This is a genomic window from Hyphomonas sp. (assembly GCF_037969335.1).
Taxonomy (GTDB): domain Bacteria; phylum Pseudomonadota; class Alphaproteobacteria; order Caulobacterales; family Hyphomonadaceae; genus Hyphomonas.
This window is the reverse complement of record NZ_JBBKXE010000048.1, coordinates 49,198-74,773: the sequence shown is the minus strand read 5'-3', so window position 1 is coordinate 74,773 and position 25,576 is coordinate 49,198. Positions and strand designations below refer to the sequence as shown.

14 protein-coding genes are annotated in these 25,576 nt (G+C 63.2%); 7 read left to right on the top strand and 7 right to left on the bottom strand.

Features of this window, described 5'->3' with window-relative positions:
* Both AADA04_RS03815 and AADA04_RS03810 read left to right on the top strand, forming a co-directional pair.
* On the top strand, positions 1 to 862 hold an 862-nt coding region (locus tag AADA04_RS03815; protein ID WP_340691912.1), incomplete at its 5' end, for an SDR family NAD(P)-dependent oxidoreductase.
* A complete protein-coding gene (locus tag AADA04_RS03810) occupies positions 859 to 6,951 on the top strand; it encodes a beta-ketoacyl synthase N-terminal-like domain-containing protein (protein WP_340691911.1) in 6,093 nt (2,030 codons plus the stop codon). The genes AADA04_RS03815 and AADA04_RS03810, both read left to right, overlap by 4 nt.
* Here the strand turns inward: AADA04_RS03810 and AADA04_RS03805 are convergent.
* Entirely contained in the window at positions 6,948 to 7,670 is a 723-nt protein-coding gene (locus tag AADA04_RS03805; protein WP_340691910.1) for a 4'-phosphopantetheinyl transferase superfamily protein, read from the bottom strand. The two genes, AADA04_RS03810 and AADA04_RS03805, sit on opposite strands and share 4 nt — an antisense overlap.
* 354 nt (positions 7,671 to 8,024) lie before the next feature.
* Between AADA04_RS03805 and AADA04_RS03800 the strand changes: the two genes are divergently transcribed.
* Both AADA04_RS03800 and mdoH read left to right on the top strand, forming a co-directional pair.
* Positions 8,025 to 9,752 (top strand): glucan biosynthesis protein G, encoded by a 1,728-nt coding sequence (locus tag AADA04_RS03800; protein WP_340691909.1) that lies wholly within the window; start codon positions 8,025 to 8,027, stop codon positions 9,750 to 9,752.
* Complete coding sequence (mdoH, locus tag AADA04_RS03795) at positions 9,749 to 11,875, top strand: glucans biosynthesis glucosyltransferase MdoH (RefSeq protein WP_340691908.1); 2,127 nt, start codon at positions 9,749 to 9,751, stop codon at positions 11,873 to 11,875. The genes AADA04_RS03800 and mdoH overlap by 4 nt, the downstream gene beginning before the upstream one ends.
* Before the next feature lie 12 nt (positions 11,876 to 11,887).
* On the opposite strand, the gene putP is transcribed toward mdoH, so the two are convergent.
* Entirely contained in the window at positions 11,888 to 13,396 is a 1,509-nt protein-coding gene (gene putP / locus AADA04_RS03790; protein WP_340691907.1) for a sodium/proline symporter PutP, read from the bottom strand.
* A 74-nt stretch (positions 13,397 to 13,470) separates the two neighbouring features.
* A complete protein-coding gene (locus tag AADA04_RS03785; protein ID WP_340691906.1) occupies positions 13,471 to 14,250 on the bottom strand; it encodes a pyrroline-5-carboxylate reductase in 780 nt (259 codons plus the stop codon).
* A 284-nt stretch (positions 14,251 to 14,534) separates the two neighbouring features.
* Between AADA04_RS03785 and proB the strand changes: the two genes are divergently transcribed.
* Positions 14,535 to 15,695, top strand: coding sequence for a glutamate 5-kinase (proB, locus tag AADA04_RS03780; protein WP_340691905.1), 1,161 nt, complete (start codon positions 14,535 to 14,537; stop codon positions 15,693 to 15,695).
* 6 nt (positions 15,696 to 15,701) lie between these two features.
* On the opposite strand, the gene AADA04_RS03775 is transcribed toward proB, so the two are convergent.
* Complete coding sequence (locus AADA04_RS03775; protein WP_340691904.1) at positions 15,702 to 16,193, bottom strand: MarR family transcriptional regulator; 492 nt, start codon at positions 16,191 to 16,193, stop codon at positions 15,702 to 15,704.
* A 219-nt stretch (positions 16,194 to 16,412) separates the two neighbouring features.
* Between AADA04_RS03775 and AADA04_RS03770 the strand changes: the two genes are divergently transcribed.
* A complete protein-coding gene (locus AADA04_RS03770) occupies positions 16,413 to 18,761 on the top strand; it encodes a TonB-dependent receptor (RefSeq protein WP_340691903.1) in 2,349 nt (782 codons plus the stop codon).
* 64 nt (positions 18,762 to 18,825) lie between these two features.
* Here AADA04_RS03770 and AADA04_RS03765 read toward each other — a convergent pair whose 3' ends face one another.
* Entirely contained in the window at positions 18,826 to 19,482 is a 657-nt protein-coding gene (locus AADA04_RS03765) for a TetR/AcrR family transcriptional regulator (RefSeq protein WP_340691902.1), read from the bottom strand.
* Between the two features lie 242 nt (positions 19,483 to 19,724).
* Here AADA04_RS03765 and AADA04_RS03760 point away from each other — a divergent pair, with 242 nt between their 5' ends.
* Complete coding sequence (locus tag AADA04_RS03760) at positions 19,725 to 21,017, top strand: MFS transporter (RefSeq protein WP_340691901.1); 1,293 nt, start codon at positions 19,725 to 19,727, stop codon at positions 21,015 to 21,017.
* A gap of 4 nt (positions 21,018 to 21,021) precedes the next feature.
* Here AADA04_RS03760 and AADA04_RS03755 read toward each other — a convergent pair whose 3' ends face one another.
* Positions 21,022 to 22,425, bottom strand: a complete 1,404-nt coding sequence (locus AADA04_RS03755; RefSeq protein WP_340691900.1) for an efflux transporter outer membrane subunit — start codon at positions 22,423 to 22,425, stop codon at positions 21,022 to 21,024.
* The gene (locus tag AADA04_RS03750) at positions 22,425 to 25,568 is read right to left on the bottom strand and encodes an efflux RND transporter permease subunit (protein ID WP_340691899.1); all 3,144 of its coding nucleotides are present in this window, start codon (positions 25,566 to 25,568) and stop codon (positions 22,425 to 22,427) included. The genes AADA04_RS03755 and AADA04_RS03750 overlap by 1 nt, the downstream gene beginning before the upstream one ends.
* Between the last annotated feature and the right edge of the window lie 8 nt (positions 25,569 to 25,576).

The following is a 25,576-nucleotide window of genomic DNA, read 5'->3' as shown; positions in this document are numbered from 1 at the left end:
ACCCACCACACACGCTGCCACAGGCCCCGCCCTCTGGCTGGTCACCGGCGGCGCGCGCGGCGTCACCGCCACCTGCGCTATAGAACTCGCCCGACGCAACGGCGGCACCTTCCTCCTCGCCGGGCGCTCCGCCCTTTCACCCTGGCCACAGGGCATCGCCCGCACCGCATATCTCAAGACCCTGCGCGCAGCCCTTGCCCAGAACGCCGTCGCCAGCGGCCAGAAGGTCAAACCCGCCGACATCGACCGCGCCGCGCGTGCCGCCCTCGCCGGACAGGAAATCGAGCATACGCTCGCCGCGCTCGCCGCCGCTGGCGCTACCGCCCACTATGTCCAGCTCGACCTGTCAGACACGGACACGCTCGCCCCCGCCATCAATGCCATCCAGAGCCAGCACGGCGCCATCACCGGCCTCGTCCACGGCGCAGGCGTGCTCGCCGACAAGCTGGCCATGGAGAAGACCGAAGCCGAAGTGCGCAAGGTCTTCGGCCCCAAGGTCGACGGCCTGCTCGCCCTCCTCGGCGCGATCAATGTCAGCCAGCTCACCCATGTCAGCCTTTTCTCCTCGGCCTCCGCCCTGTTCGGCAATACAGGGCAGGCCGATTATGCAATGGCGAATGAAAGCCTGAACCAGCTCGCGCGCCAGCTTTCCGCCGAACTCCCCCAAGCCCAGGTCAAATCCTTCAACTGGGGCCCATGGGATGGCGGCATGGTCGACGCGGGTCTCGCGGCCCACTTCGCCCAGCAAGGCATCGCCCTCATCGATCAGGCCGACGGTGCCCGCATCTTCGCAGACCAGCTCCTCGACGGAGACCGCGCCATTGTCGAACTCCTCGTCGGGGATGAGTGGAGCGGCGAATGACCTTCTTCGAGCCGATTGCCATTGTCGGTCAGGGCTGCGTCCTGCCCGGCGCTCTCTCCCCGGAAGCCCTTTGGAAAGCCGTTGCCGGCAATGAATGCCTGATCACCCGCCCGGCAAAAGGCGCGTTCGGCCTCACCGATGCCGAGCAGGCCGCTCTGCCTTACGTCTCCGGCTTCGTATCCGGCTTCGACACGGTCTTCGATGCCGGGCGCGCCAAACGCCCCGGCCTCGACGCGGCGACTCTCGACCCCGTCTGCCAATGGCCCCTCCATGCCGCGCTGCAGGCATGGGACGAAGCTGGAAAGAGCGACACCCCGTCTGACCGGCGTGGCGTCTTCCTCGCCAACCTCTCCTATCCAAGCCGCGCCAAGTCCGCCTATGCCGCCGATGTCTGGACCCAAGGCACCTCATCCCGCCCTGCCACAGATGCCTTCAATTCCGGCTTCCCGGCCCACGTCCTCGCACGAGCCATTGGCGCGACCGGTCCGGTCCTCGCCCTCGACGCCGCCTGCGCCTCCTCGCTCTACGCTCTCGAAATCGCCTGCCGCAAACTGCAGATGCGCCAGATCGACATCGGTCTCGTCGGTGCGGTCAATGCCGCTGACAACCTGATCCTCCATATCGGCTTCGAAGCGCTTCAGGCGCTCAGCCCGACAGGCCGCTCTTGCCCCTTCATCAAGGGGGCTGACGGCCTCGTGCCCGCAGAAGGCGCCGTCGCGGTCGTCCTCAAACGCCTTAGTGACGTAACGCCAAAGGATACGGTCCACGGCGTGATCCGCGCCGTCGGCCTGTCCAATGATGGCCGTCGCAAGGGCCTCCTCGCGCCTGACAGCGAAGGCCAGGCCGAAGCCATGCGCCGCGCCTATGCCGAGGCGGGCGTCACGCCTGACAGCGTCGACTTCCTCGAATGCCACGCCACCGGCACAGCCGTCGGCGACAGTGTCGAAATCGCCGCCGCGACCAGCGTCTTCGGAACGGAGCGTTATCTCCCCATCGGATCGCTCAAGGCCAATACCGGCCACCTGATCACGGTCGCTGGCCTCGCCAGCCTGCTGAAGCTGACGCAGGCCATGGAAAATGAGACGCTTCCCTCCATGCCGCTCGACGGCGACCTGATCGACGCAGTGACGTCCCCCGCGCTTCAGCCGCTTGCGGAAACGGCACCGTGGACGTCCGGCAAAGGCCCCCGCCGCGCCGCAATCAGCAATTTCGGTTTTGGCGGCAATAATGCCCACCTCATCCTCGACCAGTACCAACCGGTCAAAGGATCGGTCCAGGTCGCCTTGCCGGCCGAAACAAACGACGAGATCGTCATCTGTAGCGCCAGCCTCATGGGCGGAAGTGATCAGGGCGAACGCGACGTGCTCCGCCGACTGATGAACCATCCCGTCGGGCCGGCCAAGCCTGCCCAAACCGTCGGCGCCGATCCGCGCCATGCCCGCACCCCGCCCAATGACTTGCTGCAGGCCGAGGCCCAGCAACTCGCCGTCCTCTCCCTGACACGATCCGCCCTCAGCGGCATCCAGCGCCCGGACGCTGAACGCTGCGGCGTCTTCGTCGGCATGGGCTGCGCCGCCGACTCCGCCCGCTGGCTGCTTCGTGAGCGCGTAGCGAAAGAATTTGGTCTCACACCCGGCACACAAGAACACGCGAAAGCACAGGATGGCATCGCCCCGCCGCTGCAGGCCGCCACCGTCCTCGGCGCCATGGCCAACATGACCGCCAACCGGATCACCTCGGCTGAAGACCTGCGCGGCCAAGGCTATGCCATCTCGTCCGAAGGCGCGTCCAGCCTCGCGGCCCTCGATGTTGCCTGCGATGCGCTCCGCGCCGGACGGCTCGACATGGCCGTCGTCGCGGCGGCTGACTTCGCAACAGAACCGGTCGCCGCGGCAGCCCTCAAGCAACTCGGCATGGACGCGCCCAGCGACAGCGCAGCCGCCCTCGTCCTCAAACGCCGCTCGGATGCCGAAGCCGCTGGCGACCCTATCCTCGCAACGCTCGGCACGGTCGAATGGGACAGCCATGGCGCCGCGCCCCCCCTCTTTGCCAACGCCGATGGCACGGCCCCCGCCGCCTCTCCCCTCTTCGAAATCGCCGCTTCGGCCCTGCTGATGTCGCGCGACCAGACGATCACCGCCGACTGCGCCATCCCGAACCTGACTGGCGAACAGCCGCAGCACATGGTGTCCGCTCCCGCATCCGCCCTCTCGCATGGTGCCTCCGTTCACCTCACCGGCAATCCAGCACAACCGAGCCCCGATCCGCTTCGACCGCCGCCGCATCTCTACTGGGCCGCCGGCGCCACCCGCGCCTCGCTCGCCAAGAAGCTGCGCAGCGCCAGGACCGGCGGCAAGGGCAAGTGCCGTATCGCCCTGATCGCCGCAGACGAAGCCGCCCTCGCAGACCTGATCGACACCTCCGCCAAGGCGCTCGAGCGCGACACGGCGCCGTCCGGCGAACATGTCTACTATGGCGAAGGCTCGCCCGAAGGCGAACTCGCCTTTGTCTTTACCGGCTCGGCAGCAGTCTATGCCCGCATGTCACGCGGCCTGTTCATGGCCTTCCCGGAACTCGGCACGGCCCTCGCCTCCATGTCCCGCGCTACCGAAATGGCGGAACTCCTCACCCACGCAGACCTGTCCGAATACGAACAGCTTTGCGCAGGCACGCTGGTCAGCCAGGCTCACGCCATCCTGATGCGCGATGTGCTGGAAGTGACGCCCACCGTCGCCATCGGCCTGTCGCTCGGCGAGAGCAACGCCCTGTTCGCCTTCGGCTTCTGGAAAGACCCCGGCAAGCTTCTCGACGAGATCGACGATGCCGCCATGTATGAACGCCACCTCGGCGGCGAGTTCGAGACGGCCCACGCAGCCTGGGGCCCGAACGTTCCGACTGACTGGGCGAACTGGCATATCAAGGCGCCGCTGCCAAAGCTCCGTGCCGCCATGGCCAACCATCCCAATGTCGAAATCACGATCATCTATTCGGAAGAAGACTGCCTGATCGGCGGCCCGGCCGCCGCCTGCCGCGCTGTGGCCGAAGCGCTCGGTCCCGGCTCCGGCGCTGCCATGAACCAGCACCTCATCGTCCATGCCAAGGCGATGAAGCCGTTCGAGGACCAGTGGCGCAAGCTGCACACGCGCCCCGTGTCCAAGGTGCCCGGCATCCGCCTCTACGCTAATGCCATCAATGCCAGCTACGCGCCCACCAAGGCGCGCGTCGCGGACATGCTGACCCGGCAGGCCGTCGACACGGTCGACTTCCCCGCCACGGTGCGACAGGCCTATGAAGACGGCGTTCGCACATTCGTCGAGATCGGCCCGCGCGCCACGCTGTCGCGCGCCATTTCCAGCGTGCTCGGCGACAAGCCCCACGTTGCCGTCGCCACCGACCGCATCGTGGCGTCAGACCTCGGCCAGATCGCCCACCTCACCGCCACGCTCTTCGCAGATGGCCGCGACATCAATATTGCCCGCGTCGCCGAACGGCTCGACGCAGCCCGCAACAATCCCTGGACAGGAACCGACCCCATGCCCCTCACCAAACCGGTTCACTATCCAAAACCTGAAATCCCGGCAGCGCGCACCACAGGCGGCCTGCCACTTGCCCCACACCTGCCACCCCCGCACTACGCCCATAGCACCACCGCGCCAGCCCCGCTGGCACCGCCGGCCCCATGCGCCACATCCAGGCCTCGCACCTCGACCCCGCCCCGCAAGGTCGTCAATGGCAATGACCCCCTCATGGCCCGCGCGCCAAACGGCCCGAACTGGGCCCGCCCCGCGATCGAGGACTCGACACGCGGCCTGATGTCCAACTTCTTCGGCCCCGCCTTTTTCGAACAGGACGCCTTCGACCGCCAGGTCCGCCTGCCCGCGCCGCCGCTGCTGCTCGTTGACCGCATCACCGGCATCGACGCCGAAGCAGGCGTCGAGAGCACCGGAGTCATCTGGACCGAGACGGACCTCAAGGCCGACGACTGGCACGTCCGGAATGGCCGCGTCCGCCCCGGCCCGCTGATCGAATGCGGACAGGCCGACCTGACCCTGATCGGCTGGATGGGCGCTGACCTGAAGAACCAGAACGAGCGCGTCTACCGCCTGCTCGGCTGCGAGATCACCTTCCACGAAGGCGGCCTGCCCGGCCCCGGCGACACGCTGGCCTTCCAGATCGAGATCACCGGCCACGCCACGCTCGCCGGCGTGCGCATGTTCTTCTTCCAGTATGACTGCATGGTCGGCGACCGGAAGGTCTTCTCCGTCCGCAACGGCCAGGCCGGATTCTTCACCGATGACGAACTCGCCACCGGCAAGGGCGTCATCTGGGATGCCTCCACCGATGCCCCTCCCACACCCACACCACATCCTTTCGACACCGCTCGTGCCAGCACCAAACGGACCTTCAGCGCCCCCGACCTCGCCGCCTTTCGCGCCGGGGATGCCCTCGCCTGCTTCGGCAGGGGCTTTGAATTCTGCGCCGCCCATTCCCGCCCGGCCCACCTGCCGGACGACAAGCTCGCCTTCTTCGATGAGGTCACCGCCTTCGACCCCGCTGGCGGCCCATGGGGACGCGGCTACCTCAAGGCCCGCGCCCATGTGCCAACGGACGCGTGGTTCTACGAAGGCCATTTCCACGAAGACCCCTGCATGCCCGGCACATTGATGGCCGAGGCCGCCGTACAGGCGCTGGAATTCTATGCTGCCGCCGCTGGCCTCACCATCGAGCGCGACGGCTATGTCTTCGAACCCTTGCCCGGCCACACCGCCAAATTCGTCTGCCGGGGGCAGGTCATCCCCGACCGCGACCATGAAGTGACCTATGAAGTCTTCATCGACGACATTATCGATGGTGAGAGCCCGGTCCTCTACGCCTCGCTGCTCGCCCGCTCTGACGGCAAGAAAGTCTTCCATTGCCCGCGCTTCGCCATCCGCCTGCGCAAGGACTGGCCCGCGCCGCACTCGACGGACAAACCGCTCCGCGTCGGCCCGATGGGCGAAAGCCGCGGAGACCATGCCGCCCTGCTCAACTGCGCCGCCAGCGCGCCATCAGCCGCCTTCGGAGACCTCTACGTCCCCTTTGACACGGCAGGCCGTGCCCCGCGCCTGCCCCAGCCGCCCTATCACATGATGACCCGCGTCACCGACGTCTCCACCCGCCCCGGCGTGAAAGAGACCGGCGCCCGCGTCGTCGCCGAATACGATATCCCGGCGGACGCTTGGTATTTCCGCGACAATGCCAATGGTCACATGCCTTTTGCCGTGCTTTCCGAGATCGTCCTCCAGCCCTGCGGCTGGCTCGCCAGCCATTGCGGTTTTGCCCTCGAAGGGGGTGAACGCTTCCGCAACCTCGACGGCGACGGACAGGTCTTCATGCAGGTCAGGCCGAACGACGGGATGATCACGGTCGACACGACGCTTTCCTCCTTCTCCAAGGTCGGCCCGATGACCATCGTGGCGTTCGAACTCAAGGCGACGCTCGCTGATGGCCGCCCGGTCATGAACCTCAAGACCCAGTTTGGCTTCTTCCCCGCCGCCGCCCTCGTGCGTCAGGCTGGCCTGCCGACAAAAGACGAGCACCGCGCACTCCTGGGTCTCACTCCCAACCGTCCCGGCACCACACTACCAAAGTCCCCCACAGCCACCGGCGACTTGGTCATGCTCGACCGCATCGACTATTTCGACGCCACGGGCGGCGCGGCAGGCCTCGGTCTCGCGCGCGGCCGCCAGTCGGTTGATCCGCATGCATGGTACTTCAAGGCTCACTTCTTCCAGGATCCGGTCCAGCCCGGCTCGCTCGGCCTCGATGCGCTGGTCCAGCTCCTGTCCCACGCCGCCTGCCTCAAGGGCTACACCAAAGGCATGGCCGACCCGCAATTCGAAACCATTGCGGCAGGCGCGCCGGTCAAATGGGCCTATCGCGGTCAGGTCACGCCGGACAAGCAGGAAGTCACCACGGTGATGGAGATCATGGATGTCAGCCAATCCGGTGACCGTCTCTTGATCACCGGCAAGGGCACGCTCTGGTGCGACGGCCTGCGGATCTATGAGGCAAGCCCGCTGACGATCGCGCTGGCCGACAGGGCCTAGCGCGCGTCGCCAACCGCTACGCTGAGGAAAACATCCTCGATCTGCTCCGTCCAGACCGCGTAGCGAGCGCCGCCAACCGACACGTCCTGCCGTGTCGGCGCAGGCTGCCCCAGTGATGCGACCGGCACAGGAACGGTCTTCGCCCCGCCACGCAAGCCTTTGCCTGACGCCTTCAGAACGGCCTCTTTCACGGTCCATAGCGCGAAGAAGACAGCAAGGGCACGCTCCGGCGGCGCATCTGCCAGCGCCAGCATCTGGTCGCGCTCCGTATCGCTGCAGATCATCGACAGCATCGGCTGCCAGTCGATGGGCCTTACTTGCTCAATATCCAGACCAATCGCCCGCGCGTCGGCGAGAGCAACAGCCGTCCAGCCCTCACTCCGCGAGATCGAGACGGCACGGTCGGGACGGCTGGCAAGATAGGGCACACCATCTTCCGTGCGCGCCAGGTCCACCTCGCGCGCCGGAATATCCAGCGCGAGCCCCAGCATCGCCCTTGCGCTTGCGAGAGACACCAGCAGCCTCTGCCGCGCCGCCGGATCGTGCAGCCGCGCCGCGCGTTCGGCCTCCGGCGCACTGGTCACAAGACTGTCCGTAACCTGACCCCGCGCCTGCTTTGCACTGTCACACACCAGAACCGAAACCCCGGGAATGCCTGATTCCACCGTGATGACACCAGCAAGCGAGGTCCCGCCGTTCAAAGTTGCATTCGGATGCATCAGGGGGCTTTCAGGGCTAGCAGGGCTGCAGCCATGCATATCGCGGAATACCGCCTGAGGCGAATCCCGCGCCGTTTCAGACGCGATAATCAGCCGCACAGCTACTGAGCACTTGCAACAAATTGGATTGTGCAGCACTGGTTCGCCGAATGGGCTCGGGTGGGGTTATTGCAGCACTGTAATGCTGCGCCGCAAAATGACCAAAATTCTCAGTGAAACGAATGCCGAGGCGAGGCGTACTGCCCAGATAGCGGGCGCTTTTCGAAGCGTCGGCGATCCGGGCGGTAATTTTGTTGCCACGGGCAATCGACGGCGCTTTCTGAATTCAGCGGCTTCGTCGGCAAAGAGGTTATCTTGAAACTGACTGAACGTCCTTTCTTCATACCCGCCGTCGCGCTCTGCGCGGCGATCACTGTCCTGTTGGGTGGCGTGGTCATCGCCTCCATCTCGGCAAAGCCGGCACCAACCCTTGCCGTGGTCGGCGCAGGTACGTCCGACGAGGAAACGTCCGACCTCGCGGATACGGCAATCACGTTGCCAACCGCACCAGTCATAGAGCCAATCGACTCCGTCGCCGATATCAGCGACGAAGCGGACGTATCAGGCGACAGTGCTAGTCCGGTCGCAATAGCGGCAGGCGCAGCCCCTGCCGCGCCGCCTTTCGCCTTCGAACAGGTCATCAACAAGGCACAGGCCCTGTCGGAACACGCCTACCAGAAGTCTTCGTCCGTTCCTGCTGCCGCCGCCTCGCTCGACTATGACCAGTACCGGCGCATCGAATTCAAGCGCGAGGCAGCCGAATGGACGCCCGACGGCACCGTGCCGTTCCGTGTCCACTACGACCCGCGCGGCTATCTCTTCAATGATGAAGTCAAGCTCAACATCGTCGAGAACGGTGTCGCGCTGCCCCGCCCCTACACGGAAGAAGATTTCGCCTTCTTTGACCTGCCTTTGTCGGACGCGGACAAGAACTCAATCGGCTTTGCAGGCTTTCACGTCACCACACCCCTGAATTCCTCGGGCAAGTTTGATGACCTGATCAGCTTCAAGGGCGCCAGCTTCTTTCGCGCACTGAGCGCTGGCACCGTCTATGGCGCGTCGGCCCGGGGCATGGCGATTTCGACAGCCTCCCCGGCCGGAGAAGAGTTTCCGTCCTTCCGTGAGTTCTGGCTGGTCAAACCGGCACCCGGCGCCAAGACGCTCACCGTGTACGCCTTGCTCAATGGCGTCAGCACAACGGGTGCCTTCCGCTTCGACATCACACCCGGCACGTCGACCATGATCGACGTGGAAGCGGTCTTCTTCCCGCGTCGCAAGCTCACCGAAGTCGGCATCGCGCCGATCACCTCGATGTATTATTTCTCACCGCACAGCATCAATCGCGGCAATCGTGACTATCGCGTCGCCGTGCACGATTCCGAAGGCCTGATGATCGAACTCCGGAACGGCGAATGGGTCTGGCGCCCGCTCGCCAATCCCAGCCAGCTCGAAATCTCCAGTTTCGCCACCCAGCCGCCGCTCGGCTTCGGCCTGATGCAGCGCAATCGCGACTTTGAGGACTATGACGACCTTGAAGCGGCCTATGAGCGCCGCCCCAATGTCTGGATTGCCCCGAAAGACGGCTGGGGCCCGGGCAACCTGACCCTCGTCGAAATCCCGACCACCAACGAATACAATGATAATATCGTTGTTTCATGGCGCCCGGCAGAGGCATGGGTCGCCGGCAAGCCGGTCCGGCTGTCCTACCAGATGATCTGGAGCCTGCCGCAGCCGGTCGTCGCGCCGGTCGCCAAAATCACGGCGACGAAAGTCGGCATCTCGCCAGCCACGAAGCGGCCGATGTTCATCATCGACTTCGACTCCGACAATGACGAATTGCTGCGCGATGCAGTTCCCCAGGTGTCGACGTCCTCCGGCACCATTATATCGCCCATTGTCCGGCCGAACCCGACAACGGGCGGCGTCCGCCTCAGCTTTGAACTCGACGCCAAAGACGCAAGCCTGAGCGAACTGCGCGCCTTGATGACCAAGGCCGACCGCCCTGTCTCTGAAACCTGGCTCTATCGCTGGAGATCGCAATGATCACTTTTCGCGCCCGCCCTGCAGAATACCCCATCGCGATGCCGGATCAGGCATTCAAGACGGGCCCGACCGTGAACCATCGCGCACCGAAGTCGCTGATGTGGCGCAAGGTCATCGTATTCTCGCTCGCCCTCGTCCTCGCCGCCTGGGCGACGATCGAAATGTATTACGTGCTGAACGTGTCCGGCGTCACGGTGCTCGAAAAAGTGCTGCTCGCAGTGTTCAGCCTGAACATCAGCTGGATCGCCTATGCCTTTGTCAGCAGCACGATCGGCTTCCTCGCCGCACTGGCTGGCCTGTTTCCCGCGCCCAAGTCGGCCACTCCGGATGCGACCCAGATGATCGCCGGTCGCACGGTTGTCGTTTTCCCGATCTACAATGAAGACGTCGAGCGCGTGTTCGCCACGGTCGAGTCGACCGCTGAATCGCTCGCGACCGCACCCGGCCGCTTCGAATGCTTCATTCTCAGCGATACCAACGATCCTGAAATTGCCTTGCGCGAGGAAGCCGCGTTCGAGCGCTTGCGTACACGTATGACGCCCGGAACGCTGGTCCACTATCGCCGCCGCACGATGAACCTGCACCGCAAGGCCGGCAATATCCGTGACTTCATCACTCGCTGGGGTGGCCGCTACGACTACATGATCGTGTTCGACGCCGACAGTTTCATGGAGCGCGATACCCTCATCGAACTCGCGCGCCGGATGGATGCCTCACCGGCGACCGGCCTGATCCAGACCATTCCCCAGCTTGTCGGCGGACGCACACTGTTCGCCCGTACCCAGCAATTCGCCGCCGCGCTGTATGGCCCTGTCCTCGGCAGCGGCCTCGCCTGGTGGGCGCAGAATGAAGGCAATTTCTGGGGCCATAACGCCATCCTGCGCATCTCGGCCCTCGCCAATGCGGCAGGGCTCCCGGAAATCCCGGGCCGGGCCCCGTTCGGCGGCTCCATTCTCAGCCATGATTTCGTCGAGGCCGCGCTCCTGCGCCGTGCTGGCTGGAACGTGCAGATCGCGCCCGAACTGGGCGGCTCGTATGAGCAAGGCCCGCCATCGATCATCGACCTGTCCATCCGCGACCGCCGCTGGTGCCAGGGCAACATGCAGCACATGGCTGTCCTGCTGAAGACACGCGGCCTCACCTTCACCAGCCGCATGCACCTGATTATCGGCATCTTTTCCTATCTGGCGTCGCCGCTCTGGCTGCTCTTCATCACGGTCGGCATGTTGCTGTCACTGCAGAACATGTTCCTTACGCCGGCCTATTTCGGCGAGACAGCGGCCCTCTTCCCGTCATGGCCCGTGATCGACTCCGAGCGCTCGCTGCATCTGTTCACGGCGACCATGGCGATCCTGTTTGCTCCCAAGCTCTACGGGCTCATTTATGGCCTCGCGTCGCCACGCTGGCGCCGCACCGTCGGCCCGGTCAAGACATTCATGGGCGTTATTACCGAAACGCTGATCTCGGTCCTGCTCGCCCCGGTCATGATGGTCGAGCAGACCGTCGCCGTATACCGCGTGTTCACCGGTCGCGATGGCGGCTGGAACCCGCAGGCCCGCGAATCGAACGAATACACCCTGTCCGACACGTTCCGCCACCACGCCCCGGCCATCGTGCTGGGCGTCGTGCTCACGGTTTCGGCCTTTGCCATCTCGCCGATCTTTGCAGCCTGGCTCGCGCCGGCAACCATCGGCATGCTGCTCGCAGCCACCCTGTCCTGGTGGACCGGGCGCACCAAGAGCGGCGATTTCGCGCTGCGTATGAACCTGCTCGAAAGCCCGGAAGAACGCGATCCACCGCAGTCCTATCTCGATTCAGTGGCCAGCCGGCCCGCCTATCAGGACCTGTCGGCGCCAAGTCTGGCCAACCTGTTCTCCGACCGTAATCTCCGGAACCGCCGGACGCATATTGTCGATACGCACTGGCCGCTCGCCCATAGCGAAGTTCATACGCCCCTCGCGATCGCCCGGGCGCGTGCGAACCGTCTGTCGACGCTGGGTGAATACATCACCGCGCTTGAACCGAAGGAAAAGCTCGCCCTGCTGAATTCTCCGGGCGATCTCGATGCGGTGATCGACCAGTATGATGCCCGCGCGCTGGACTACGCGACGGGCACCACCTGAGTCAGGACGTCGCTAGAAAAGCGGCTGCTTCTCGGCCGACATGGCAACCTTCATTTCATCGAACTGCGCCTGCACCTGCGGCTGGGCAGGGCGCCCGACCATACTCACCACCAGCGTGGTGACGAAGCTCAGGAAGAACCCGGGTACAATCTCATAGAGAATCGATGACAGGGACTGCCCGTCAATCGTGATCGGCGCATACAGCCAGAACAGGACCGTTGCGGCGCCGACGACCATGCCGGCCAGCGCGCCGTCTCGGGTCACACCACGCCAGAACAGGCTCAGGATGACGAGCGGTCCAAACGCGGCACCAAACCCGGCCCATGCGTTGCTGACCAGCGACAGGACGTTACTCGACCGGTCAAAGGCAAGCCCGATCGCCACCAACGACACGGCGAGAACCGACAGGCGCCCAACCATGACCAGCTCCTTCTGGCTCGCATTCTTGCGCAGGAAGGGCTTGTAGAAATCCTCGGTCAATGAACTCGACGACACCAGCAATTGCGATGAAATCGTGCTCATGATGGCCGCCAGGATCGCCGCCAGCAGGAAGCCCGAGATGAGCGGGTGGAACAGGACCTGGGACAACAGGATGAACACGGTCTCCGGATCCGCCAGCACCGCATCGGTCTTGGTCACGAAGGCCAGGCCGATAATACCGGTCGCTACGGCGCCGATCACGGTGATGATCATCCACGCCATGCCAATATAGCGTGCGGTCGCAATGGATTTCAGCGACCGGATGGCCATGAATCGCACGATGATGTGCGGCTGGCCAAAGTAGCCAAGCCCCCATGACAGGCTGGATATGATGCCGAATACGGTCGCGCCGCGCATCCAGTCGAGCAGGCTCGGATCCACGCTCCGCACGACGGCCGCCGTCTCCTCGATGCCGCCGAGCTCATTCAGCGTCACGATGGGCACCAGGATCAGCGCAATGAACATGATGCAGCCCTGCACAAAGTCGGTGAGGCTGACCGCGAGGAAACCGCCAAACATCGTATAGGCAACGACAACACCGGCCGTCAGGAACAGGCCGATCGAATAATCGAGGCCGAACGACGCCTCAAACAACTTGCCGCCCGCGACGACACCGGCGGAGGTATAGAGTGTGAAAAAGACGATGATGACGACTGACGACAGCACGCGCAGGGCATGTGATTTGTCTATAAAGCGGTTCTCGAAGAATTCCGGGATCGTGATCGAGTCATTTGCCAGTTCTGTATAGACGCGCAGCCTCGGCGCAACGAGGCGGTAGTTCAGATAGGCCCCGATGACCAAACCGACGGCAATCCACGCAGCACCGAACCCGGAGACGTAAATCGCGCCCGGCAGCCCCATCAGCATCCAGCCGCTCATGTCGGAAGCGCCCGCAGACAGAGCGCCGACCGCCGGATGCAGATGGCGGCCGCCAAGCATGTACTCTGAAACGTCACTCGTGGACGTACGGTAGGCATAAAGCCCGATCAGCATCATCAGGACAAAATAGGCGCCGAGCGAAATCAGGGCTGCTGTATTCATATGGATTTTCTTCTCTGTCGTCTGTGAGTCTTTGGATAAGTGTCGGCACTGATGCCAGAATCCGCCTGAAACGCCTAACGCAGTTCCACGGCCCGGTCATAAGCGGCCTGGGTTGTGCGCAGCATCAGCTCGGTGAGCGTGCCGTCTGCGTTGAGGGCTTCGAGGCCCGCTTGTGTCGTGCCGTTCTTGCTGGTGACCGAATTGCGCAGCGTCTCGACGGTTTCGTCAGATTGCTGCGCCATCTCGACCGCGCCAGCCATTGTGCCCAGCACGAGCGCGCGCGCCTGGCTGTTCGTGAAGCCAAGGGCTTCCGCTGCGGCGATATAGGTCCGCGCGATTTCGAAGACATAGCCGGGCCCGCTGCCGGCAACGGCCGTCACACGGTCGAGCGCATCCTCATCATCAACCCACACGGTCGTGCCAGCCCGCTGCATCAGGGCTTCCACGGCTGTCTTCTGGTCGCCGGTGCATTCCGGGCTCGCATACAGGCCGCTCACGCCCTTGGCGATCAGGGCCGGCAGGTTGGGCATGATCCGGATCACTGCCCCTGCACCTGTCGCAGCCTTCAGGCGGTCAACCGAACACCCGGCCGCGATCGAGGCGACCACGCCCGAGGGCGCAAGGTTCGCCTGGTAGGCTGGCATGACCTCGTCAATCATTTGCGGTTTCACCGCGACGATCAACAGGTCGAACAATGTGTCAGGAAGGTCCTCTCGGGCTTTCAGCAGAGTCACGCCTTCGGGCACGGTGTCAGCGAACGGGTCCACAACGGTAAAATCCCAATCCGCAGACCGTGACCATTGTTGCAGCAAGGCGCCGCCCATTTTTCCACATCCAACCAAAAGTGCCTTCATTGTGACTTTCTGTTCCTGTAACGCCTGAGTGACCGGAATCGCAAAGATCCCCTTTGCGGCCTTCCTAGTCGTTTTTGCTTTGAGTTCAAATTTTTATCACACGCGGCGCATACCAAACTTTTTTCATATTTTTCAAGGCAAGCGTCCAGCACTTTGCTTTCATTGCCAATAATTCGGCGAATACGGCTTGTCAGGTCACAAAGCACAGTCGTTTTATCCGCCAGCGAGTTGTTTCCTCTTCAAAACACACCTAGTTCGTGCGCTCAGACTTACGGAGTTGAAAATTGCCTCAGACAAAACGGATCGTCGTGAAAGTCGGATCAAGCCTTCTGGCCAATCCTGACCTGCTCACCCCCCGCTGGGCGTTCATTCAGCGACTGCTGGAAGATATCGCGCTCCTGCGCGCAGACGGCTACGAAGTCGTGCTGACCTCGTCCGGCGCGGTGGCGCTGGGTCTGAACACGCTCAACGTCACGCCCGAGAATGCCGGGCTCCGCGACAAGCAGGCCGCCGCAGCCTGCGGCATGCCCATCCTTCTCAGCGCCTACAAGCAGGTCGCACTTGAGTTCAATTTCGACATTGCCCAGGTATTGGTGACGCGCGGCGACCTCGAAGAGCGGCGCCGGTTCCTCAACACCAAGAACACGGTTCACCGCCTGCTCAACGGCAATGTCATGCCAATCGTCAATGAGAACGACACAATCACGACCGAAGAAATCCGCGTCGGCGACAATGACCGTCTGGCCGCACGTATCGCCCAGATGATCCAGGCATCGCACCTGATCATCCTGACCAGCGTCGATGGCCTCTACGACAAGGACCCGTCCGAACCCGGCGCCAAGCTGGTCGAAGAACTCCACGACGTCTCGGAATACCTGTCCGTCACCGAAGGCACGAGTGCGCTCGGCAGCGGTGGCATGCTCACCAAGATGCAGGCCGCCAACATGGCCCAGCATGCCGGCTGCACGACCCTCATTGCCAATGGCGAGGCCGACAATCCGGTTTCATCCGTGCTCAAGGGCGAACGCCCGCACACCAAATGCATCGCCAACACCGAGCCCGCCTCCGCATGGGCTGCCTGGCTCACTGACCGACTCCAGATGGCCGGCAGCATTGTTATCAGCCAGGAAGCGGCCGATCTGCTCGAAGCTGGCAAGCGTGGCGTCGAACGTGCGGACGTCATCTCCATCCATGGCCCCTATGTCCGCAGCGACGTCATCCATGTCTATGATGAGGCAGGCGTCGAGCGCGCCCGCGGCCTGTCCAACTTCTCGTCCGAAGAAACCATGCTGCTTGCCCGCAACCTGGAAGAACCGACGACCAAGCTGCTTGGCTACCACACGCGCGCGACCATCATTTCGCGCGATAACCTCGTCGTACTCGACGAGCGCCACCTGCCATGGGACAGCCCCGCCGAAGATGAGATGGAACAGGTCGAACGCTAAGGCCCCTCAGCTTTGGCGCTTCGGCGCATCCGGCGACAGGTCGCCAATCTCGAGAATCGGTGCGGCGTCCAGGCCATCGGCCTGCATCATCCCCGCAATGCGCTGAACGGATGAGACAAGCAGCGACTTCTCCCAATCCGCGAGCGCGCCAAATTGCTTGAGGAAATCGTGCTGCAACGGTGCTGGCGCGTCTGCAAGGCGCACACGTCCGGCGTCCGTCACGACTACTTCGATCACCCGCTTGTCTCCGGCATTGCGCTCACGGTCGACCAGTCCGGCCCGGGCCAGATTGTCGACAATTGACGTGATCGTGCCCTGCGACAGGTTCACGGCGCGGGCGATTTCGGACGGCTTTTCCCGTCCGCGCATACTGACAGCCTGCAATACCAGCAACTGGGGAGAGGTCAGTCCGGTCTCTTTCAGGAGCTGTTTTGAATAGAGGTCTATCGCCTGCGTAATCTGGCGAAGGGACTTCAGGAGGTCAGTGTGATCGGCCATCGCTGCGTCAGGTACGGGCTGAAGGCCGGAGCGGCAAGGCGACAGGGCAGCCCTACATCCCGCCGTGAACCCAGCGTGGCGATAAAGTCACGGCTCCCCGGATAAAATCTTGCACGAAGTAGAAGGCAATTGACAAAGTGGCCGCTTTGAGGCGTTTTTCAACAATTGTTGAAATTGAGAGTCGAAGCATTTCGCATTCGACCCCGAGGAGGACCGCTAATGAACAAGCACACATCCCGCGTCGCGTTGATCGCCCTGGCAGCCAGCGCGCTGACACCGCTCGCGCCTGCCTTTGCCCAGGTTGACGAAGACGCCGGTGCGCAAACCGAGCGCCGATTCGGCCCGGTCGTTGTCACCGCCCAGCGCCGCGAACAGAACCTCATCGACGTGCCACTGTCGGTCTCCGCCTTTGACGGCGACCTGCTCGCCGAACTCGGCGTCGCAGACATCACCGAAGTCGCGAAAATCTCCCCGAACGTCACGCTCGAAGTGTCGCGCGGCACCAATTCCACGCTCACCGCCTTCATCCGCGGTGTCGGCCAGCAGGATCCTGTTGCCGGTTTTGAAGCCGGTGTCGGCATCTATGTCGACGACGTCTATCTCAACCGCCCGCAAAGCGCCGTCCTTGACGTGTTCGACGTCGAGCGCATCGAAGTCCTGCGCGGCCCGCAGGGCACGCTCTACGGTCGCAACACGATCGGTGGCGCCGTCAAATACGTCACCCGGTCGCTCGCCAATGAGCCGGCTCTCAAGGTTCGCGCTGCTGTCGGCACCTATGGCCAGAAAGAAGTCGTCGTCTCGGCCAGCGCGCCCCTGTCGGACACGTTCCGCGTCGGCGGCGCCGTCGCAGCGCTCTATCGCGACGGCTTCGGCGAGAACATCATCACCGGTAAGGACAACTACAACAAGGACGTCGCGTCCTCTCGTTTGTCCGCCGAGTGGGACGTCAATCCGGACTTCCAGCTTCGCTTCGCCGCCGACTACACCAAGGACGATTCGAACGCCCGTCAGGGCCACCGCCTGATCCCTGACCAGTTCGCACCCTTCACCTACCCTGTCCTCGACAGCGAATATGACACGCGGGCTGGCCTGAATGTCGTGAAGCAGGAATCGGAAGCCTATGGCGGCTCCATCGTCGGCGAATACACCCTGTCCGACACGATCACGCTCAAGAACATCCTCGCCTATCGCGAAGACGAGAGCACCTCGCCGATCGACTTTGATAGCCTTCCCGAAGCCGATCTCGACGTTCCGGCCAACTATGCGAACGACCAGTTCTCGGAAGAATTCCAGGTCCTGTATTCCAGCGAACGCCTCAACGGCATCGTCGGCGTCTACTATCTCGATGCCAATGCTTCGACCGTGTTCGACGTTCTGCTCGGCACCACCGGCGACCTGCTTTTGCTGCCTGGCCTGAATGCCCAGACTTTCGGCGATGTCGGTACCAAGACATGGTCGATCTTCGGCGACTTCACCTATGATCTGACGGATCGCTTCAGCGTCACGGTCGGCGCCCGTTACACCGAAGACGAGCGGACCGCGAAAGTCCTCCGTCGCACTTATATCGGTGGGTTCTCTGAATACTTCGGCGGCAACCCGCTCCTGATCGCGACAACGTCAGACTTCAACGGCTCGGCCACGTTTGACGATTTCAGCCCGCGCCTTTCGGTCAGCTACAAGGCGACCGATTCCAGCAACCTCTATGCAACCTATGCTCAGGGCTTCAAGGGGGGTGGCTTCGATCCACGCGGCCAGACAACGGCTGCTCCCGACCTCGACCTCAGCGGAACGGTCACTGATGCTGAAATCTACGAATTCATGCAGTTCGAACCGGAAGAAGTCGACAGCTACGAAATCGGCTACAAGGGCAGCCAGTATGGTGGCGACCTCAACTACAGCGTCGCGGCCTTCTATTCCGACTACAAGGATGTTCAGGTTCCCGGTTCGGTTGGCATCGACACCGACAATGACGGCGTCAACGATACATTTACCGGCGTAACGACGAATGCCGCCGCTGCCACGATCTGGGGTATTGAATTCGAAGGCAGCGCCACGCTCGCCGAGCAGGTGTTCAACCAGTCCGACCTGTTCAACCTTGGCTGGTCGGTTGGCTATGTCGATGCACAATACGACGAATACATTGATGCGTTCGGCAACGACGTCGCCAATGCCCGCGTCATTCAGAACACGCCGGACTGGACCGCAAGTGGCCGTCTTTCCTATGACACGCCGCTTACGATCCTCGACAATAACGGTCGCCTCCTCATGAACACGCTGGTCTCCTATCGTGGCGACTCCAGCCAGTTCGAGGTGCCGAGTGCATACCTCGACCAGCCGGCCTTCACGCTTGTCGACGTCGGCATGCGTTGGGAAACCGAAGGCGGACGTTGGGGCTTCAGCCTCAACGGCAAGAACCTCACAGACGAACGCTACATCGTGGCGGGCTATAATTTCGTGAACGTCAACACGAACGGCACGATCACACCGACACTCGGCCTCGAAGGCACGCTGACCGGCTTCTACGGCGATCCGCGTACCGTCACGTTCGGCGTCGACTTCAAATACTAGGACTTGAACTTTCCTCACGGAAACGACGGCGGCATGGCAACATGCCGCCGTTTTCGTTTCCGGATCAGGTCGGCCGGATCGACTCGAACCCTGCCGTGATGAAGCGCACGACATGTTCATACGCCCCGGCCAGGTCATCCGAGTGGCACAGGCCTTTCGACAGCAAGTCGATACGGCCGGTCTCGGCAAAGGTCAGGGTCAGCGCGCCGGAAAAACAATGGTACGACCAGTACAGCGCCTTCTCGTCGACACCGCCGAGGCTCAGTCGCAGCGCATCGATGAACTGGATGATCAGCGGATCAAAGAACTGGGTCATCAGCTTGCCGCCCCATTCGGTCGAATTGTTCACATAGGCGATCAGCGCATAATAATGCTTCCAGCCCGGCTCGGTGACATGCGATCCGGTCAGCAGCGGCCTGAGATAGGCCCTGACAATCGCCTCGACGCTTGGCGGGTTCGGCCTCGCCTCCGACAGCGCGTCCTCCAGCGCCTTGAGGCGCCAGGCGTTCAGCACTTCGGCCCGTCGCATCAGCACCGCGTCGAACAGGTCGCGCTTCTTCCCGAAATGGTAATTCGCCAGCGCGACATCCACGCCGGCATCGCGGGCGATCGCCCGCAGGTTCACACCATCATACCCGTGCTGGGCGAATTGTGCTTCTGCGGCGTCAAGGATCGCCGTCCGGCGAACGGGTTTGCCGTCATCGGGCAGTGCTAGGGACATGGGTTATTTCTCTTCGGGTTCGGTCGCAGGAATTCACTGATACTAACGGGCAGGACGCATTTGTCTTGCCCCTCATGTGAAAGCAGGCCATATTTCAACACTTGTTGAAGTGGGGATCAACCTCGCTCATTTCGCTTCAAGGGGAGCCGATAGCTGATCGCGCGAGACCTTTCGGTCTCCACTGCCTCTCCGGCTCTTCCCCTTCGTCCGCGTGCTGCGCGCCAGAATACAGGTCCCGACACATGTCCAATGCTCCGTCCCTCCCCGCGAAGGCTGCCAATTCAGGTCGCCTTTGGGTCCTTATGGTGCTGACGCTCGTCTACACGTTCAACCATGTCGACCGGCAGATCCTCGTCATCCTGCTCGAGCCGATCAAGACCGAACTCGGCCTGAAGGACAGCCAGCTCGGCATGCTCACCGGCATCGCCTTCGCGGCCTTCTATGCGACGTTGGGCATTCCGGTCGCGATGTGGGCCGACCGCGGCAACCGCCGTAACATCATCGCCATCGCCCTGACCATCTGGTCGGGTATGACCGCCCTGTCCGGCCTGTCGCAATCCTATTGGCAGCTCCTCGTCGCCCGCATGGGCGTCGGCGTCGGCGAAGCCGGCGGCACACCGCCCGCCACCAGCATGATCGCAGACCTCTACCCCCCTCAGGAACGCGCCACAGCCCTCGGCGTCTACACGACCGGCATCGGCCTTGGCGTCATGCTCGGCTTCGCCCTCGGCGGCCTGGTCTATGAAGCCTATGGCTGGCGCATGGCCTTCTTCGTTGCCGGCGTGCCGGGCCTGTTGCTGGCCCTGCTCGTCCGCTTCACCATTCGCGAACCCGTGCGCGGCCATTCCGAAGCGCGCCAGGACGACCGTCCCGCGCCGTCGCTGAAGGAAACACTTCGCTTCATCATGGGGCAGACCTCGTATCTGTGGCTCCTCGCCGGCTGCCTGCTAATCTGCATCTCGGCCAACGCCTTCCTCGTCTTCACGTCCAGCCACCTCCAGCGCACCTACGGCCTCACCCCCGGCCAGGTCTCATGGCCGCTCGGCCTCCTCATCGGCGGCGTCGGCAGTATCGGTGCGGTTGTCATCGGGCTGGTCTGTGACCGCCTGTCGAAGAAAGACCTGCGCTGGCGCCCGCTGATCATCGCCCTCTGTGCGGCCATCGCCCTGCCCTTCGCCTGGATGTTCCTGCGCGCGCCCACAGTCGGCCTCGCTTATGCGTGGAACGTGGTGCCCAGCTTTGTCGGCCTCATCTATGCCAGCATCGCCTACACGGCCTCACAGGAACTGGTGCAGCTGCGCATGCGATCCTTCGCCTCGGCTTTCATGCTGTTCTGCCTGACGCTGATCGGCATCGGCTGCGGTCCGTGGATCGCTGGCAGCCTCAGCGACTATTTCACCGCGCAGGGCGAGGCTCACCCGCTGGCACGGGCGCTCGAGCTCATCCTCATCTTCAATGCGCTCAGTATTCTCTGCCTGTTGATGTCCAGCCGGAACTACCGGGCCGACGCCGAACGGGCTGCCCGGCTCGACTAGGCGCCTATTCGGCGGTTACCGTCACGACGGGGCCGCCGCCAAGTGCCCGGAACAGGGCCACGACATTCAGGGCCCGGTCCAGTTCGGCACCGATCAGGTTCTGGCGCGACTGGTAGTCGGCCCGCTGGGCATCCAGAACGGAGAAATAATCGTCGATCCCGACGCGGAACCGTTCCTGCGACAGGTTGAGGGTCACCGACGTATCATCAACGAGGCGGCGCAGCGCGTCGATCCGCTCATCAACCGTCTGCGCGATCGCCAGCGCGTCTGCGGTCTCGCGGAAGGCCGTCTGGATCGATTGCTCATACTGCGCCAGCGCGAGGTCGCGGCTGGCCTTGGACACGCCAAGATTCGCCTTGCGGCTGCCACCGTCGAAGATCGGCAGGGACACTTGCGGGCCAATGCTCCACGCGCCGCTGCCATCGAACAGGTCGTCCAATCCAGTGCTACTATACCCGGCGCTGCCGGTCAGAGCGATCGTCGGAAAATAGGCGGCGCGGGCCGCACCGATATTCGCATTCGCGGCGCGCAACTGCCGCTCGGCCGACAGCACATCAGGACGATTGAGCAGGATGTCCGACGGCGCATCCACAGCCAGCCTGTCCTTGATCGGCGACGGGCTCAGCACGGCCTGCTCCGCCACATTCGCAGGCAGGTTCGCGCCGACAACCAGCCGCAGCGCATTCACGTCCTGCCGCACCAGTCCGGTAAACTGCGCCACCTGCGCCTTCGCCGTCTCGACACTGGCCGAGGCCCGGCGCACATCAATCTCCGTCACGACACCGGAATCAAACAATTCCCGCGTCAGTGCCAGCGACTTGCCCTGGCTCTCGACAGTTTCCTGCGCCAGCCGCAACCGCTCCTGATCCGCCGCAAGGGTCAGCCAGGATTGCGCGACAGACGAGATCAGCGAAATCTTCACGCTGCGCGCGCCTTCAACCGTCGACAGGTAGGCCTGCAGCGCTGCCTCATTCAGGCTCGCGACCCGGCCGAACAGGTCCAGTTCATAGGCTGTCACGCCCAATTGCGCCCGCGCGCTGTCAGTCAGGAAGGCGGACGCATCGTCGCCATCAAGCGCGCCCGCTTCCGTCACCGATCCCGTGGCTGACAGGGTCGGCAGGCGCGCGGCCCGCGTGATTCCGTATTGCGCCTCGGCGATCGCGATCCGCGCGGTTGCCGATCGCAGGTCCCGATTGTTCTCAAGTGCCAGCTGTATCAGGCTTTCCAGCGCATCGGATTCGACAAGATCCTGCCAGCCGCGTACATCCGCAGCCCCCGTGTCAGCATCCGAAACCGGCAACGCGTCCGGCACGGGGGCCGCCACGCGGTCATAGGCTGGCGCGAGATTGACACATCCCGCCAGCGCGACAGACAGCATCAGCGGGGCAAGGCGAAGCGTGTGGGTCATCATACAGTTCCATCGACTTGAGGGCGCGCCTTGGGCGTGCGGGTCGTCAGTTTCCGGACGACAACATAGAAAAGCGGCGCAGCAAACAGGCCGATCGCCGTCACGGCAATCATCCCGCTCAGGACAGTCGTACCCAGCGCGGCGCGAGACGCTGCCCCGGCACCCGAACTGAACACAAGCGGCGTAATACCCAGCCCGAAGGCCAGCGACGTCATCAGGATCGGACGGAAACGCAACCGCACCGATTCCATCGTCGCTTCGATCAGGCCTTTGCCTTCCGCTTCGAGCGCACGGGCGAACTCGACAATCAGGATGGCATTCTTTGACGCAAGCCCGACCGTCGTCAGCAGGCCCACCTGGAAGAAGACGTCATTGTCATACCCGCCCAGATGCGCACCGACGACCGCGCCAAGCATGCCCACAGGCGCAACCAGCAACACGGATATCGGCACCGTCCAGCTTTCGTAAAGCGCCGCAAGGCAAAGGAAGACGAACAGTCCGGACAACAGGTACAGCAAGGTGCTCTGGTTGCCGGAGCTGCGCTCCTGCGCACTGATACCCGTCCATTCGAGGCTCGTGCCAGCCGGCAGGCGAGACACCAGCTCTTCCATCTTGTCCATCGCGACGCCCGAGCTTTCGCCCGGTGCAGGCTGGCCCTGGATGTTCAGTGCTGGCGAGCCATTGTAGCGTTGCAGAAGCGACGCGCCATAGTCCCACTCGGACGACACGATCTCCGACACCGGCGTCATGTCGCCCGTACCGTTGCGCACGCGCCAGTCACCGATATCGTCTGGCTGCATCCGGAACGGGGCATCGCCCTGCACGTAAACGCGCTTGATCCGGCCACGGTCGATAAAGTCGTTCACATAGGTTCCACCCAGGCCGACCGACAACAGGCTCGTCGCATCGGCCAGGTCAATGCCCAGCGCCTGCGCCTTCTGGTAGTCGAGATTCAGCTTGAATTGCGGGCTGTCTTCCTGCCCGTTCGGACGCACGCTCGTCAGGCCCGGTTCCTGCGCGGCCATGCCAAGCAACTGGTTGCGGGCATTCACCAGCGCATCATGGCCGATGCCGCCCGTATCCTTCAGGTAAAGGTCAAAACCGCTGGCATTGCCCAGTTCGCGGATCGGTGGCGGGATAACGGCGAAGATCATCGCATCCGTGCGCTGGCTGAACGCAGCCGATGCCCGCCCGGCAATCGCCGACGAAGACTGGTCCTTGCGGGTCCGCTCCGACCAGTCCTTCAGCGGCGTGAAGGACAGGCCGACATTCTGGCCCGCTCCGGCAAAGCCAAAGCCGGCAATCGCCATGACGCCCTGCACGTTCTCGGTATCGTTCTCACGATAGTGCAGCGACACGGCATCCATGACTTCTGTTGTCCGCGCCAGCGTCGCACCCGTCGGCAGCTGGACAATCGTCATCACGGCGCCCTGGTCTTCGTTCGGCAGGAATGACGTTGGCAGGCTACGGAAACCCAGTCCCAGCAGGACAAGCATCACGGCGAACACACCGACGAACAGCCAGACACGGCGCAGCACACGCGCCACGACCGCTTCATAACCGTCACGCAGGCGCGAAAATCCGCTCTCGAACAAGGCACCGCCACGCGCCGCCAGGTTTTTCTTTTCGGACGCGGCATGTCCGTTCGCTTTCAACAGGGTCGCACACAAGGCGGGCGACAGGATCAGTGCCACCAGCACTGACAGGGTCATGGCGGTAACAATCGTGATCGAGAACTGGCGATAGATCACACCCGCCGATCCCGGAAAGAATGCCATCGGAATGAACACGGCCGACAGCACAACTGCGATGCCCACAAGCGCGCCGGTAATCTGTTTCATCGACTTGCGCGTCGCATCGCGCGGCGACAGGCCTTCTTCGGCCATCACCCGCTCGACATTCTCCACCACCACGATCGCGTCATCGACCAGGAGCCCGATCGCCAGCACCATGGCGAACATGGTCAGCGTGTTGATCGAATAGCCGAACATCAGCAGGACCGCGAATGTACCCAGCAGGACCACCGGGACCGCAATCATCGGAATGAAGCTGGCCCGGAAGCTTTGCAGGAAGACAAGGATCACGAGGAAGACCAGGATCACCGCTTCGATCAGCGTCTTCTGGACTTCATGGATGGACGTGCTGATGAAGGGTGTCGTGTCATATGGATAGACCACGCCGAGATCGTCCGGAAACTGTTTCCCCAGCGTGTCCATCGCAGAACGCACGCCTTCCGCCGTCTGCAAGGCATTCGCGCCCGATGCGAGCGAAATGCCCATGCCAGCGGCCGGCTGGCCATTATATTTTGCAACCGTCGAATAGTTCTCAGCACCCATCTCGACCCGTGCAACATCGCGGAGGCGTACCGAGGCGCCGTCGCCGGTCGTCAGGATCAGCAGGTCGCGGAACTGGCCGGGAGTGGAGAGGAGCGTCTGCAGCGAAATCGTTGCGGTTATTTCCTGGCCTTCCACCGCCGGGCTGCCGCCCAGCGCACCCGTCGAGACTTGCGCGTTCTGGGCGCGGATCGCCGCGATCACGTCGCTTGGCATCAAATTGTACTGGTTCAGTTTGCTCGGATCGAGCCAGATACGCATCGCATAGGGCGAACCGAACAGCCGCACGCTGCCGACGCCATCGACGCGGCTCAGCACGTCGGTCACGTTCGAGCGCGCATAGTCGCCAAGATCTGTCTGGTCGAACGTCCCGTTCGGCGAGATCAGCGCCGTCACCATCAGGAACCCGGACGAGGCCTTGCTCACGGTCACGCCCTGGCGCTGCACTTGTTCGGGCAAGAGCGGGGTCGCCAGCGCCAGCTTGTTCTGCACCTGCACCTGCGCGATGTCGGGGTCCGTACCCGTCTCGAAGGTCAGCGTGACGGACGCGGCGCCCTGCGAGCTGGACGAGGAGGAAATATAGTCGAGGCCGTCCAGCCCCGTCATCTGCTGTTCGATCACCTGCGTGACCGTGTCTTCCACGGCCTTGGCGGACGCCCCCGGATAGACCGCATTGATCGACACCGTCGTCGGCGCAATGTCCGGGTACTGGGCCACAGGCAGGGTCCGCAGCGCGATGCCACCGGCGATCATGACAATGATCGCCAGGACCCATGCGAAGATGGGCCGGTCAATGAAGAAATTAGCCATGGGGGTTC

Excerpts from the sequence above, each read along its gene's own strand:
- AADA04_RS03810 (WP_340691911.1), top strand. The coding sequence starts at position 859 with ATGACCTTCTTCGAGCCGATTGCCATTGTCGGTCAGGGCTGCGTCCTG.
- AADA04_RS03805 (WP_340691910.1), bottom strand. The coding sequence starts at position 7,670 with ATGCATCCGAATGCAACTTTGAACGGCGGGACCTCGCTTGCTGGTGTC.
- mdoH (WP_340691908.1), top strand. The coding sequence starts at position 9,749 with ATGATCACTTTTCGCGCCCGCCCTGCAGAATACCCCATCGCGATGCCG.
- putP (WP_340691907.1), bottom strand. The coding sequence starts at position 13,396 with ATGAATACAGCAGCCCTGATTTCGCTCGGCGCCTATTTTGTCCTGATG.
- AADA04_RS03785 (WP_340691906.1), bottom strand. The coding sequence starts at position 14,250 with ATGAAGGCACTTTTGGTTGGATGTGGAAAAATGGGCGGCGCCTTGCTG.
- AADA04_RS03775 (WP_340691904.1), bottom strand. The coding sequence starts at position 16,193 with ATGGCCGATCACACTGACCTCCTGAAGTCCCTTCGCCAGATTACGCAG.
- AADA04_RS03770 (WP_340691903.1), top strand. The coding sequence starts at position 16,413 with ATGAACAAGCACACATCCCGCGTCGCGTTGATCGCCCTGGCAGCCAGC.
- AADA04_RS03765 (WP_340691902.1), bottom strand. The coding sequence starts at position 19,482 with ATGTCCCTAGCACTGCCCGATGACGGCAAACCCGTTCGCCGGACGGCG.
- AADA04_RS03760 (WP_340691901.1), top strand. The coding sequence starts at position 19,725 with ATGTCCAATGCTCCGTCCCTCCCCGCGAAGGCTGCCAATTCAGGTCGC.
- AADA04_RS03755 (WP_340691900.1), bottom strand. The coding sequence starts at position 22,425 with ATGACCCACACGCTTCGCCTTGCCCCGCTGATGCTGTCTGTCGCGCTG.
- AADA04_RS03750 (WP_340691899.1), bottom strand. The coding sequence starts at position 25,568 with ATGGCTAATTTCTTCATTGACCGGCCCATCTTCGCATGGGTCCTGGCG.